Here is a 12,922-nt window from a genome sequence, read left to right on the forward strand (position 1 = left end):
TCTTTAGCTGCGGCAATTGATATTTTTATGCATACTAATACCTTATATTGTCATCTATAAGGCTAAGACAAAATTTAAAAATCAACTGTCCTGAAGAGCTTTTAGTTCTTCTAAAACAATTTGAGCATGACCTGCCGCTTTGACTTTTCGATATTCTTTTACCAACGTACCCTTATGAAAAATAAAGGTTGAACGTTCAATGCCCATCACTTTTTTCCCATACATGTTTTTTTCTTTAATGACATCAAAATGATGGCACAACGTTTCTTCTTTATCACTAATCAAATCAATACGAAGTGTTTGCTTCTCCGTAAAGTTTTGATGTGCTTTAACTGAATCGCGAGAAATTCCAAAAATTGTGGTATTTAAAGCATCAAATTGATCTTTTAAAGCTGAAAAATCGACAGCTTGTGTTGTGCAACCTGGCGTTGAATCTTTTGGATAAAAATAGACAATCAACCATTCTGATGAAACAGCGGATAAATTAACTTCACCCGTTGTGGTTGGAAAAATTTGGTTTGGAAGAGTGATACTGGTCATCAATAATTCCTTAAGTGTTTGAATCTTGTTCTAATTCGAGAGTTAAAAAAGCATAATCACCATGATACAGAATTTCACCAGAACGTACAGGAATTGGATGTTTAAAGATCGGGCCATCTAAAACAGTCGTATGAAATTCTCCACCTTCACCACATGGGTCTATCCCTCTATTCTGTAATTCCTGAATATAATCGAAAGTCAAAACTTGGCCTAAGTCTTTAACCGCCATACCTAAACTTAAATTTACAGTCACAATTTTAGTTTTAAAACCGAGCTGAATAAACTCTTTAATGACCTCAATATGAGGGCGTTCCCAAAGCGGCATACACAGTTTAAGACCTGCTTGTTGTGTGATTTTGTCATGCCAACATCCATGTTCAGGCATATCTAAATCGCCTGTCACCAACACTTCTACCTCTTGCTGTTTTACCTGATGTAATAATTCAAGAAACTTGGTTTCATAATTTTGCCAAGAGGAACGTGTACATAGTACAGGAAGACCTAATGCTTGAGCTTGTGCATAAATAATGTCCATTGGCATAGCATGTGAGCGTGAACGTTGGCCTTGTTCTTCAAGCATCACGATTAAACCCAGACATTGCCCCATTTTTTTTGCGTGGTAGAGCGCCAATGTACTGTCTTTGCCACCGCTATAGGACACAATAAATTTGCGTTGAGTCGCATTCGTTTTCCAGAGTTGCTGCATAGTATCTCTACATATAAAAAAGCCTGCATATCGCAGGCTTTTATTGAATTTGACTGAGCTTATTTTTTGGCTTGAGCTGCTTTCATTGCATCTTCAGTTAAAGTTTTTAATTTACCTGTTAACTGAGGGCCAAAACATGCTTGTAAATCTTTATTCTGTTTTTGTACAAAAGCTAAAGTTGCAGGACTTTTCTTCTGATTCACAGAACTTTGGATTTCCCATTTTTGCGAGTTAGTCAATTTACCATCTGCTTCAACTGCACAAGTACAATATTTGCTGACTTCAGCAGCAGATAGTTTTTTACTTTTTCCAGTTTCATCTTTACAAACATTGATCAAAGCTGATTTTACATTGGTACTTTTATAAGCTTCTTGCAGCTTATTAGATTCTGCTGCATGTGTAGCAGTAGTCATTAACGCTACAGCAGAAAATAAAGTAGAAAGAATAATGTTTGATTTTAAATTTTTCATATATGGGAACCTGTTATGACGGTATATAACGTGTTGGATCTTCGACACTTGCATCAGCAAAACCTTGTTTGCGTAAACGGCAACTATCGCATTTGCCACAAGCACGTCCTTGGTCGTCTGCTTGGTAGCAAGACACCGTTTGACTGTAGTCTACGCCATGTTCTATACCTAAGCGAATGATATTTGCTTTGGATAAATGTAACAGAGGTGTTTCAAATTTAAGAGGTTTTCCTTCTACACCGACTTTAGTTGCCAACCTTGCCATGCGTTCAAAAGCATCAATAAATTCAGGACGACAGTCTGGATATCCTGAATAATCAACGGCATTGATACCAATCACAATTGCTTCTGCACCAAAAACTTCAGCCGCAGCCAGAGCATAAGAGAGAAAAATGGTGTTACGTGCTGGAACATAAGTTACAGGAATACCTTCTTGTTCCTGTTCAGGTATATCAATACTTAAGTCTGTTAAAGCAGAACCGCCTAAATTCCCCAAGTCAATCTTGATCACTCGATGTTCTACACCTGCACCTTGTGTTAAGGCGCGTGCTGCATCCAGTTCAGTGGTCGAACGTTGACCATACATGAAACTTACAGCAATACATTCATACCGTGCTTGTGCCCAAGCCAAACACGTCGTTGAGTCTAAACCGCCAGATAATAAAACGATTGCACGAGCGCGCATATTAAAATCTCCAAATATCTTTATTCAATCATCACAATAAAATTAACGACCAGTTTCGTCATTCCATAGCAATTTATGTAATTGCAACTGAAAGCGAACAGGGAGATGGTCGTCTAAAATCCATTGTGCTAAATCACGAGCAAGTTGGGGTAAACCAACATGACCTTTCTCAACTGCAAAAGCAGGGGAAAACCAAACAGTACTGACTTTATTGTTTAATTGGTATTGTTTAACTTGCTGTTTTGACCATTCATAATCTTCACGATTACAAATCACAAATTTGATTTGGTCATGTTGAGTTAAATAATCCAAATTACTGAGTAAATTTCTTTTTTCTTCACCAGAGGTTGGTGTTTTTAAATCAAGCACTTTAGAAACACGCGGATCAACTTTAGAGACATCTAAAGCACCACTGGTTTCAAGAGACACTTCGCAGCCCAAATCGGCAAGGCGTGTCATTAAAGGAAGAGCATTTGGCTGAGCAAGTGGTTCACCACCAGTTACACAAATATAAGGGGTTTTAAAATCGAGCGTGGTTTGAATAATCTGCTCTAAAGATTGACGTTCACCACCTTCAAACGAATAAGTCGTATCACAATAACTACAACGTAAAGGACAGCCAGTTAAACGAATAAAAACCGTTGGCAGACCCGCTGCATTCGCTTCACCTTGTAATGAATAGAAAATCTCCGTAATGCGTAAACCCGCAGACGGATCGGAAACAGGGATAGCGGAAGATCGAAGTGTATTCATAACAACAAATTACCACACCAAAACAAATAACTGGGTACAAAAACAAAAATCTCTACGGTCATGTCTGATCGTAGAGACGCAAGATGGCTAAAATTCCGCAAGAGCGTTAAGACATCTTAGTCTTCGCGTAATAAATCGTTCAAACTTGTTTTAGAACGTGTTTGTGCATCGACTTTTTTCACGATAATTGCAGCATATAAGCTATAAGTGCCGCATTTAGACGGTAGGCTACCCGCTACAACTACAGAGCCCGCAGGTACACGGCCATAATGTACTTCACCTGTTGCACGGTCATAAATTTTGGTTGATTGACCAATAAATACGCCCATTGAAATAACAGAACCTTCTTCAACGATAACACCTTCAACAATTTCTGAACGTGCACCAATGAAACAGTTATCTTCAATAATCGTTGGATTGGCTTGTAATGGCTCAAGCACACCACCAATACCTACACCACCAGACAAATGTACATTTTTACCAATTTGAGCACATGAACCGACAGTTGCCCATGTATCTACCATGGTGCCTTCGTCAACATATGCACCAATGTTTACATAAGATGGCATCAATACTACATTTTTAGCTTGGAAAGAACCTTTACGAGCAACAGCAGGTGGTACTACACGTACACCAGAAGCTCTGAATTGTGCTTCAGTCCAGTTTTTGAATTTCGTATCTACTTTGTCATAGAAACGAAGATCGCCAGATTCAATCGGTTTGTTATCATTTAATTTAAAAGACAACAAAACAGCTTTTTTAAGCCATTGATGAACAATCCATTCACCATCAATTTTTTCAGCTACACGAAGTGTGCCGTTATCTAGACCTGCAATTGCTTCTTCTACAGCACTGCGAATTTCAGCAGAACAATCGGCTGCGGTAAAATTTGCACGGTCATCAAAAGCTTGTTCAATGATTGTTGAAAGCTGAGACATGATCTTCCATTTCCAAAAAAAATTTTCAAGATTTTACACTATATTGAGCTAACAATTGATGAAAAAGTGGCTTTGGATCGGAATTAATTATTAAGGATTAAAATTTAAGCTTTAAAAGAGGGTTTTTGAAGATTTACTAACCAAAAAAGATTTAGGAATCAATGTGAAAAATGAAAATGTATCAAAAAATAACAAAAACTAAGCAAATTTAGAATAAAACATTATGTGTTTATAAATTATAGTTCATGCGAGAAATAAGTATGAATGTCAAAAAAGAAACGCGTTATTTATTTGAGGAGATACACAATGAAAACTTTAAGTACAATTTTAGCAGCATCATTGTTTGCAGCTTTTTCTGCTACAGCAATGGCAGATGATTCTGTAGTACAAGATGGTTATGTATTTGAGCAAAATCAGTTGCTTCCAACAGGTGTTCGTGCTGAAATAGGTACGACAGGTTATGGTGGTGCTTTACTTTGGACGGCAAACCCATATGTAGGTTTAGCACTGGGTTATAATGGTGGTGATATTTCTTGGTCTGATGATGTATCTGTAAACGGTACAAAATATGACTTAGATATGGACAATAAACTTGCTTACTTAAATGCTGAGATTCGTCCTTGGGGCGCAAGCAATAATATGTGGGCTCAAGGTCTATATATGGCTGCGGGTGTAGGTTATCTAGATAATCAATATGATCTACAAAAACGTATTGGTGCAGGTGAAACTTTAAGCATTGATGGTAATAACTATCAATTAGCAACAGGCGCTAATGAAGGTTCTGTACGTGGTCAAATGTCATATGAAAATGATATTGCACCATATGTAGGTTTTGGTTTTGCACCAAAAATTAATAAGAACTGGGGTGTGTTTGGTGAAGTCGGTGCTTATTACACTGGTAACCCAGACGTTAACTTAACACAAAGTAATTTAGTTCCAGTAAATGGTAATACTGTATCAGCTCAAGATGCCGTTAATAAAGAAGCTAATGAAATAGCAAATGATGACAAATACGAGTGGATGCCTGTGGGTAAAGTGGGTGTAAGTTTCCATTGGTAAGTTAATATTCTTTAAAAAAACGAGCTTCGGCTCGTTTTTTTATTTTTTGAATTTTTAGATATGATTCTTCTGTAATGATTTATTTAAATGATCCCAAACAAAAATGAAACTTAAAAATTAAATAACGTAGTTTCATTGATTCAAAAGTAAATATGATCATCGTTTTATCAAAAAAACTGACCAATAAAAAAGGGGATTGAATTATCCCCTTGATGTCTTTTCAGGTTTTAGTCGTCTGGATAAGCGACTTTTTTTAGTGCCTTTATATCGGCTTCTGGCGAACAAAGTGAAATAAACTCATAACCATAACCACGGAGTAAATGACCTTTACGAACTGCAATCCAAGTGGTATTCATACCGAAAATATCAGTGGGAATTTGTTTTAAGCGATAATCCCGTTCGGCATCGTAAGCCACTTTATTGACAATACCGACTCCCATATTTAATTCAACATAGGTTTTGATCACATCAGCATCCAAAGCAGACATGACAATATCGACATCAATACCCGCATCCTCAAAAGCCTTATCAATTTTGGAGCGGCCTGTGAAACCACCATGATAGGTAATAATTGGATATTGAGATAAATCTTCTAACAGAATTTGAGACTTATTGGCGAGCGGATGATTTTGTGGCGTAATGATACTGTGCTGCCATTCATAAAAAGGGACACTTGCCAAGTTATCTTCTGTGGTTAACGATTCGGTTGCAATTCCGATATCTGCTTCACCTTGCAATAACATCTCAGTAATTTCAACAGGACTTGCTTGTTGCAAAATTAAATGTACTTTTGGAAATTCTTTTTTAAATTGGTTCACAATAGGCGGTAATACATAACGTGCCTGAGTATGGGTCGTGGCAATCGTGAGTGTTCCTTCATCGACGCGATTAAAGTCATCTGCCAAGCGTTTAATATTATCAGCATCGACCAACATACGCTCAACAATTCCGAGTAATGATTGACCAGGTTCGGTTAAACCGAGTAAGCGTTTACCTTTACGGATAAACAATTGTACGCCCAACTCATCTTCTAAATCTTTGATGTGTTTACTTACCCCTGATTGTGAGGTGTAAAGTGCAGCCGAGGCTTCAGTTAAATTGAAGTTTTGTCTAACGGTTTCTCGAATGATTCTTAATTGCTGGAAATTCATAATTCTGTATACCTAAAAAGGGGATGAGGCTTTTGTACCTCATCTAAAGCTGTTTTAAGCAACGTCATTGGCAAATAAATGCAATGCTGTCGGGCTTAACCACACTGTTTGATTTGGTTTTAATTGATGCAGAGTGGACTCATCGGAATGTAATGAGATTTCAATTAAGTTGCCTTGACGATCTTGTAATTCTGCAATCACTTTACCTGCAATCCATATTTCTCGTAAGAAAGTGGCCTGAATCGCATTTTCTTGCGGAGTTGCATGAATACGCAATTCATTTGGGCGAGCAAAAGCAATAATTTCACCTTGAGGCGCATCGGTCGCTTGAGGCAATAAAATACGGTCTTCACCAATTTGAATAATACCTTGTTGATGCTGACCTTCAAAACGATTGGCTTGACCCAAGAAGTCAAAGACAAACGGAGTAGAAGGGTGTTCATACACTTCACGCGGTGAACCGATTTGCTCAACATTGCCTTTATTCATGACGATAATTTGATCTGCAACTTCTAATGCTTCTTCTTGGTCGTGGGTAACAAAAATTGAAGTAATATGCAATTCATCATGCAAGGTACGTAACCAACGACGAAGCTCTTTACGCACTTTGGCATCTAAAGCACCAAACGGTTCATCAAGCAATAATACTCGAGGCTCGACGGCCAATGCGCGTGCTAAAGCAATACGTTGACGCTGACCACCTGAGAGTTGCGCAGGAAAGCGATCTGCCAAAAATCCCAATTGAACCAAATCTAATAATCGAGTTACACGTTTTTTTATTTCAGCCTCTGAGGGGCGAGTTTTACGTGGACGAACTCTTAAACCAAAAGCAATATTGTCAAATACAGTCATATGACGAAACAAAGCATAGTGCTGAAATACGAAACCCACTTGACGTTCGCGGACATGAACATCAGTTGCATCTTCACCCTCAAGAATAACTTGGCCTCCATCTGCCGACTCCAAACCGGCAATAATACGAAGTAAAGTGGTTTTACCACAGCCAGATGGACCCAATAGTGCAACTAATTGACCTTCTGGAAAATCTAGTGAAATATTGTTCAATGCATGGAATGCACCAAAGTGCTTTTCAATATTTTTAACTTGAATACTCATGATGTCATTCCTTAAGAAACTGTTGAATCTTCATTATGTTTGTTTTGGTTTTCTTGGCGAATCTCAACCCATGCTTTTAAAATCAGAGTGACAATCGCCAAAAGAGCCAACAGTGATGACACTGCAAATGCGGCACTAAAGGTATATTCGTTATAGAGAATTTCTACATGCAAAGGTAACGTGTTGGTTTCCCCCCGAATATGACCCGATACGACAGATACTGCTCCAAACTCACCCATGGCACGGGCATTACACAAAATCACACCGTAAATTAAACCCCATTTAATATTTGGTAAAGTAACTTTCCAAAAGGTTTGCCAGCCTGATGCACCCAGTACAATGGCAGCTTCTTCTTCTTCAGTGCCTTGTGCTTCCATCAGCGGAATCAGTTCACGAGCAACAAAAGGTACAGTAATAAAAATGGTCGCAAGTACAATTGCAGGTACGGCATATAAAATCTTGATGTCGTTGTCCATTAACCAACCGCCGAACCAACCTTGAGTACCAAACATCAGCACCAACATTAAACCTGCAATGACTGGAGAAACTGAAAAAGGCATATCAATAATGGTGGTGAGAATAGACTTGCCACGGAAATTGAATTTTGCAACGGACCACGCTGCTGCTACACCAAATACCACGTTTAATGGCACCGCAATGACTGCGGTCAGTAAGGTTAATTTAACTGCCGATAAGGTATCTGGATGAATAAGCGCTTGGTAGTAAACGCCGACACCTTGCTTAAAGGCTTCAACAAAAACTAAAATTAAAGGCAGAATCAGGCAGCTTAAGAAAAATATTAAAGCAATCATAATGAGAAGATTACGTACCCAAGTCGGTTCTCGCGTCGCATCTCGAGATTGCAGCTTTTTTGCTAAAGCATTGCTATTTGTAATTAAACTCATTTTGCAGTTCTCCCTGTGCGGCGGCTTGCCCATGCTTGTAGCAAGTTAATCAGGAATAAAATGACGAAAGAAAGTACCAACATCACTACAGCAATGGTGGTTGCACCCGCATAATCGTACTCTTCTAAACGAGAAATAATCATGAGCGGTGCAATTTCAGTCTCAAAAGGCTGATTACCTGCAATAAAGATGACAGAACCGTATTCACCCACACCGCGGGCAAAGGCCAAGGCAAAACCAGTCAGCAGCGCAGGAAACAAGATAGGTAAAATAATTTTCGTCACAATTTGCAAACGGTTGGCACCCAGTGCTGACGCTGCTTCTTCAAGTTCTGTTTCCAAATCACTTAATACCGGTTGTACAGTACGGACGACAAAGGGTAACCCGATGAAAATTAGCGCAAGCGTAATGCCAATCGGGGTATAGGCCACTTTAATACCCATCGGTTCCAAATATTGACCAATCCAGCCTGTCGGCGCGTACAAAGATGTCAGGGCAATACCTGCAACTGCTGTAGGTAGAGCAAAAGGTAAATCAACCAAGGCATCAATAATTCGTTTACCAGGGAAGGTATAACGCACCAGACACCACGCCAATAATAAACCGAACACCACATTTACTAATGCAGCAAACAGGGCTGTACTAAAACTGAGCTGTAAGGATTTTAAAATACGTTCTGAACTTAAAATTTCCCATAAACCATCCCAGCCAATGCCAAGTGATTTAATAAACACTGCGGACAGTGGGATAAGTACAATTAATGACAAATACGCTAGGGTAAAGCCTAGAGAAAGACCAAATCCTGGCAGCACTCGGGATCGCTGCGACATGCTGACTCCTCAAAAGAGAAAATGCTGACCAATATGGCCAGCAGAAATAAAGTTTAATTTGACACAAGCATAATTTGCGACTTTTAAATTGCAAATCTAAAAAAGTACTGGCTTTCATCAATAAAATTGATAGGTTGTGGATTATTGTCTGAAATTAAATAATCATAAATTTCAGGAAAAGCACCGAATCCAGAAGCCACATTAATATGACCGACCTGGCCCAAATTAATCGCTTTAAGTTTCCACGCATCCGCTAAGCGCGTTGCATCTGAAAAACTTAACCATGGATCATTTTCACTGATTAATAATGTTGTCGGTACGCGAATGGTCAATTGATGAAAATAGTCTTGATAATCTTGCTGGCTATACCGAGCAAAACCGGCTTCGCCAAAACGTGCAGGGTTGGCAGGCGCAACCAGAATCAAATTTTTTATCTTTCGATTTAACTCAGGATATTCGTTTAATGCTGCAACAACAGTTAGGCATCCAAAACTGTGAGCCACAATTTGAATATTGTCTTGAATAGATTGAACGGTATCAACCAATTGCTTTATCCAAGTCTCTAATATCGGATTATTCCAATCTTGCTGCTGTACTCGTGAGCAAGACATGAGTTGTCGTTGTAACCAAGATTGCCAGTGGGCAGGTTCGCTGCCGCCAACACCCGGCACAATTACGGTATGCATCATGTCTTTACTCCCTCAAATATCTTGAGCAATTCAATATTTATTTTGAATTATTCGTTTTCACGATCTGATCAAAAACACCACCATTTTCAAAATGCTGTTTTTGAACTTTGGTCCAACCGCCAAACTCTTTATCAATCGTTACTAGTTTTAACGGTTTAAAGGTAGCGCTGTATTTTTTTAATACTGCAGCATTACGTGGACGATAATAATTTTTCGCTGCAATATCTTGTCCAAGCGGTGAATAGAGGAAATTTAAATAGGCTTTAGCCACATTTTCATTACCATCTTTTTTTACATTTTTTTCAACAATCGCCACAGGTGGCTCTGCCAAAATAGACAAAGATGGCGTAATGATTTCAAACTTACCTGGTTGCTCACGGACTGCTAAATAGGCTTCATTTTCCCATGCCAGTAATACATCACCAATTCCACGCTCAGCAAATGTGGTGGTTGAACCTCGTGCGCCTGAGTCAAGAACTTTGGTTTGCTTGTAAATTTGACGAACAAATTCTTGAGCTTTGGCATCATTGCCACCTGCTTGGTGTTTAGCCCATGCCCATGCTGCTAAGTAATTCCAACGTGCGCCACCAGAAGTTTTTGGATTTGGTGTAATGATTTCTACTCCCGGTTTAACTAAATCACCCCAATCCTTAATTTTTTTAGGATTATCTTTACGAACCAAGAAGACGATAGTCGAAGTATATGGTGTTGAATTTTGTGGGAATTTTTTTTGCCAATCTTTGGGTAATAAGTTGGTTTTTTCTGCAATTGCGTCTATGTCAGCAGCCAAAGCTAAAGTGACTACATCTGCATCTAAACCATCAATGACTGCTCGTGCTTGTTTGCCCGAACCACCATGTGATTGTTTGAAATTAAGATCTTGCCCTGTGGTTTTTTTCCAGTAAGCGCCAAATTGTTGATTAAAATTTTCGTAAAGCTCTCGGGTTGGATCATAAGAAACATTTAAGAAATCTTTGGCTGCTACATTCAGTGATGAAACAGAAATAAGTGCAGCAACCACCCCTAATTTAAATTTTGAAAAATGCATGTCTTTTTCCTCAGCAATATTTTTAAATGTTTTAAAACATGAGCTGAGAATAACCATATCTTCTATGCATAAAAAATAATAAAAAATGAATTTTATATGAATAAAAAAGATATTAAATTGCTGAAGCAGTTCTTAAACTAAGCCATCAATTTCAGGATATCTGGTTATGTCATGTTTAAAGAATGCACAGGAAATTACTGGGATATCATTATTAGATCGTGCTTTTCATTATGGCGATGGCTGTTTTAGCACAGCACGAGTGAGAGACGGAGCAATTGAACTTCAAGCGTTACATATGGCTCGATTAAGTTTGACCTGTGAGCGTTTAAAACTAAAGGTCGATTTAAGTTTAATTCAACAAAGTTTGAGTGTTCTAGAACAACAATTTGTACAGCTTAACGGTACTTTAAAAATCATCATTAGCCGTGGTGATGGACAACGTGGATATCATTTGCCAGATCATGTAGCAGACGTGTGGGTATTTTTTTATCCACATGCTGTGCAGGATTTTGAAATACAAAAAACCAAGTCGGGTGTATTACAACAAGCCTTAGGGCTTACGATGCCAAGTTTGGTCGGTTTAAAAACTCTAAACTGTTTGGAACAAGTTTTACTCAAACATGAGGCAAATCAAAAAGACTGGGAAGAGGCCTTAGTCACAGATGTTCAAGGTTCGGTCGTTGAAGGTGTGAGTAGTAATTGTTTCATTCGCTTAAACAATACATGGATTACCCCAGAACTTCGTTATAATGGTGTGCATGGTGTAATGCGTGCTGAAATTTTATCGCGTATGCAGAAGTTTGGTATTGCATGTCAACAACGTTTCATTGATATGGAAGAAATTTCAAAATTTGAAAGCGTATTTTTTTGTAATGCTTTAACTGCCATGAAAATAGCGACGGAACTTAATCAGCGACCTTTGAATGTTCAGCCTTGTACTGAACTTTTTAATATCCTTCAATTGAATCAGATTCATTAATATGCCCACCACAAAGCAAAAATCAAAAAAGAAAGCGACAAAAATATTACCCTTAAAAGGTCTTGGTCTTTTAATGCTGGGTTTTATTGGTCTAGCTTTTGTTATTTTATGGTCGAGTTTATTTAAGGCTTATCCTGTTAAGGGCCAAAAGCAAATGTTAGCCATAGGCACAGGAGATACTTATTCTGGTTTTATTGATCGTTTAGGACAAGAAGATAAAGTCAGTTTTCCTATTATTCTCAAGCTTTATCAAAAATTTATTATTCATGACACTTTAAAGGCTGGAGTTTACGAAGTGCAAAAAGGCATGAGTATTCGTCAAGTTATGGAGATGTTATCCAATTCTGAAAATGCACAAATGAATCGGATTTTAGTGATTGAAGGTACCACATTTAAGCAACTGCTTGAGCAACTCAAAAAAGATGATTTAGTCACTAAAGACGTGCTCAATCTGCCAAAAGAGCAAATGCTTAAAGCACTCAATATTCCATTTGAGCATCCAGAAGGATTGTTTGCACCGGATACTTATTTTTTTGCAAAAGGTGAAACGGATAAGAAAATTTTGACGGATTTATATCAACGTCAAATGAAATCATTGGACAAAGCGTGGGAAAAACGGGCAACTGACTTACCTTATAAAAATAAATATGAAGCTTTGATTATGGCTTCAATTATTGAGAAAGAAACCAGTCTAGATCGTGAGTTAGAACAAGTTTCAGGTGTATTCGTTCGACGTTTAAAACTGGGGATGCGTCTACAAACTGACCCTACTGTAATTTATGGTATGGGGGAAAATTATACAGGCAATATTACCCGCGCAGATTTGCGCACGCCTACAGCTTATAATACCTATACCAATAATGGCTTACCGCCAACGCCAATTGCTTTGCCAAGCCAGAAAGCAATTGAGGCCGCCATGCATCCTGACAATGCAAAAAATATTTATTTTGTTGCAACAGGCAATGGTGGACATACCTTTACTGCAAGTTTAGATGAGCATAATCGTGCCGTGCAAGATTACTTGGCAGTATTGAAAGCGAAAAAGGATTAAGG

General features: G+C 38.3%; 15 protein-coding genes. 3 read left to right on the plus strand and 12 right to left on the minus strand.

The features are described 5' to 3' along the window. Nucleotides 1-81: 81 nt before the first annotated feature. From H0S58_RS04490 to dapD, 6 genes are all read right to left on the minus strand, one after another. Nucleotides 82-540 carry a peroxiredoxin gene (locus H0S58_RS04490; protein WP_053578309.1) on the minus strand — a complete coding sequence of 153 codons (459 nt, stop codon included), beginning with the start codon at nucleotides 538-540 and terminating at the stop codon, nucleotides 82-84. Nucleotides 541-550: 10 nt separating this feature from the next. Further along, a complete protein-coding gene (locus H0S58_RS04495; RefSeq protein ID WP_195727275.1) occupies nucleotides 551-1,246 on the minus strand; it encodes a diphthine--ammonia ligase in 696 nt (231 codons plus the stop codon). A 59-nt stretch (nucleotides 1,247-1,305) separates the two neighbouring features. Beyond that, nucleotides 1,306-1,716, minus strand: a complete 411-nt coding sequence (locus tag H0S58_RS04500) for a hypothetical protein (RefSeq protein ID WP_053578307.1) — start codon at nucleotides 1,714-1,716, stop codon at nucleotides 1,306-1,308. 13 nt (nucleotides 1,717-1,729) lie between these two features. Next, the gene (gene queC, locus H0S58_RS04505; RefSeq protein ID WP_053578306.1) at nucleotides 1,730-2,401 is read right to left on the minus strand and encodes a 7-cyano-7-deazaguanine synthase QueC; all 672 of its coding nucleotides are present in this window, start codon (nucleotides 2,399-2,401) and stop codon (nucleotides 1,730-1,732) included. Nucleotides 2,402-2,443: 42 nt separating this feature from the next. Continuing rightward, entirely contained in the window at nucleotides 2,444-3,154 is a 711-nt protein-coding gene (queE, locus tag H0S58_RS04510; protein ID WP_195727276.1) for a 7-carboxy-7-deazaguanine synthase QueE, read from the minus strand. 116 nt (nucleotides 3,155-3,270) lie between these two features. Further along, a complete protein-coding gene (gene dapD / locus H0S58_RS04515; protein ID WP_053578304.1) occupies nucleotides 3,271-4,092 on the minus strand; it encodes a 2,3,4,5-tetrahydropyridine-2,6-dicarboxylate N-succinyltransferase in 822 nt (273 codons plus the stop codon). Nucleotides 4,093-4,398: 306 nt separating this feature from the next. Here dapD and carO point away from each other — a divergent pair, with 306 nt between their 5' ends. Next, a complete protein-coding gene (carO, locus tag H0S58_RS04520) occupies nucleotides 4,399-5,151 on the plus strand; it encodes an ornithine uptake porin CarO (protein ID WP_195727277.1) in 753 nt (250 codons plus the stop codon). 227 nt (nucleotides 5,152-5,378) lie between these two features. Here the strand turns inward: carO and H0S58_RS04525 are convergent, their stop codons facing one another. From H0S58_RS04525 to H0S58_RS04550, 6 genes are all read right to left on the minus strand, one after another. Then, entirely contained in the window at nucleotides 5,379-6,302 is a 924-nt protein-coding gene (locus tag H0S58_RS04525) for a CysB family HTH-type transcriptional regulator (protein WP_092719838.1), read from the minus strand. Nucleotides 6,303-6,356: 54 nt separating this feature from the next. Next, entirely contained in the window at nucleotides 6,357-7,418 is a 1,062-nt protein-coding gene (locus H0S58_RS04530) for a sulfate/molybdate ABC transporter ATP-binding protein (RefSeq protein ID WP_092719837.1), read from the minus strand. A gap of 11 nt (nucleotides 7,419-7,429) precedes the next feature. Further along, entirely contained in the window at nucleotides 7,430-8,323 is an 894-nt protein-coding gene (gene cysW, locus H0S58_RS04535) for a sulfate ABC transporter permease subunit CysW (protein WP_195727278.1), read from the minus strand. Next, nucleotides 8,320-9,153: a sulfate ABC transporter permease subunit CysT gene (gene cysT / locus H0S58_RS04540; protein ID WP_195727279.1), complete on the minus strand. Its 834-nt coding sequence runs from the start codon at nucleotides 9,151-9,153 to the stop codon at nucleotides 8,320-8,322. Before cysT ends, cysW begins: the two co-directional genes overlap by 4 nt. 83 nt (nucleotides 9,154-9,236) lie before the next feature. Further along, nucleotides 9,237-9,842: an alpha/beta hydrolase gene (locus H0S58_RS04545; protein WP_195727280.1), complete on the minus strand. Its 606-nt coding sequence runs from the start codon at nucleotides 9,840-9,842 to the stop codon at nucleotides 9,237-9,239. A 37-nt stretch (nucleotides 9,843-9,879) separates the two neighbouring features. Next, nucleotides 9,880-10,890 carry a sulfate ABC transporter substrate-binding protein gene (locus tag H0S58_RS04550; protein WP_193891331.1) on the minus strand — a complete coding sequence of 337 codons (1,011 nt, stop codon included), beginning with the start codon at nucleotides 10,888-10,890 and terminating at the stop codon, nucleotides 9,880-9,882. A gap of 166 nt (nucleotides 10,891-11,056) precedes the next feature. Here H0S58_RS04550 and pabC point away from each other — a divergent pair, with 166 nt between their 5' ends. Both pabC and mltG read left to right on the plus strand, forming a co-directional pair. Further along, nucleotides 11,057-11,869, plus strand: coding sequence for an aminodeoxychorismate lyase (gene pabC / locus H0S58_RS04555; RefSeq protein ID WP_195727281.1), 813 nt, complete (start codon nucleotides 11,057-11,059; stop codon nucleotides 11,867-11,869). 1 nt (nucleotide 11,870) lies between these two features. Continuing rightward, the gene (gene mltG, locus H0S58_RS04560; protein ID WP_195727282.1) at nucleotides 11,871-12,920 is read left to right on the plus strand and encodes an endolytic transglycosylase MltG; all 1,050 of its coding nucleotides are present in this window, start codon (nucleotides 11,871-11,873) and stop codon (nucleotides 12,918-12,920) included. Nucleotides 12,921-12,922 lie beyond the last annotated feature (2 nt).

Source organism: Acinetobacter sp. TTH0-4, from assembly GCF_015602665.1.
Taxonomy (GTDB): domain Bacteria; phylum Pseudomonadota; class Gammaproteobacteria; order Pseudomonadales; family Moraxellaceae; genus Acinetobacter; species Acinetobacter albensis.

Excerpts from the sequence above, each read along its gene's own strand:
- H0S58_RS04500 (WP_053578307.1), bottom strand. The coding sequence starts at position 1,716 with ATGAAAAATTTAAAATCAAACATTATTCTTTCTACTTTATTTTCTGCT.
- H0S58_RS04490 (WP_053578309.1), bottom strand. The coding sequence starts at position 540 with ATGACCAGTATCACTCTTCCAAACCAAATTTTTCCAACCACAACGGGT.
- pabC (WP_195727281.1), top strand. The coding sequence starts at position 11,057 with ATGTCATGTTTAAAGAATGCACAGGAAATTACTGGGATATCATTATTA.
- H0S58_RS04530 (WP_092719837.1), bottom strand. The coding sequence starts at position 7,418 with ATGAGTATTCAAGTTAAAAATATTGAAAAGCACTTTGGTGCATTCCAT.
- H0S58_RS04550 (WP_193891331.1), bottom strand. The coding sequence starts at position 10,890 with ATGCATTTTTCAAAATTTAAATTAGGGGTGGTTGCTGCACTTATTTCT.
- dapD (WP_053578304.1), bottom strand. The coding sequence starts at position 4,092 with ATGTCTCAGCTTTCAACAATCATTGAACAAGCTTTTGATGACCGTGCA.
- cysW (WP_195727278.1), bottom strand. The coding sequence starts at position 8,323 with ATGAGTTTAATTACAAATAGCAATGCTTTAGCAAAAAAGCTGCAATCT.
- queE (WP_195727276.1), bottom strand. The coding sequence starts at position 3,154 with ATGAATACACTTCGATCTTCCGCTATCCCTGTTTCCGATCCGTCTGCG.
- queC (WP_053578306.1), bottom strand. The coding sequence starts at position 2,401 with ATGCGCGCTCGTGCAATCGTTTTATTATCTGGCGGTTTAGACTCAACG.
- H0S58_RS04525 (WP_092719838.1), bottom strand. The coding sequence starts at position 6,302 with ATGAATTTCCAGCAATTAAGAATCATTCGAGAAACCGTTAGACAAAAC.
- H0S58_RS04545 (WP_195727280.1), bottom strand. The coding sequence starts at position 9,842 with ATGATGCATACCGTAATTGTGCCGGGTGTTGGCGGCAGCGAACCTGCC.
- mltG (WP_195727282.1), top strand. The coding sequence starts at position 11,871 with ATGCCCACCACAAAGCAAAAATCAAAAAAGAAAGCGACAAAAATATTA.
- H0S58_RS04495 (WP_195727275.1), bottom strand. The coding sequence starts at position 1,246 with ATGCAGCAACTCTGGAAAACGAATGCGACTCAACGCAAATTTATTGTG.
- cysT (WP_195727279.1), bottom strand. The coding sequence starts at position 9,153 with ATGTCGCAGCGATCCCGAGTGCTGCCAGGATTTGGTCTTTCTCTAGGC.
- carO (WP_195727277.1), top strand. The coding sequence starts at position 4,399 with ATGAAAACTTTAAGTACAATTTTAGCAGCATCATTGTTTGCAGCTTTT.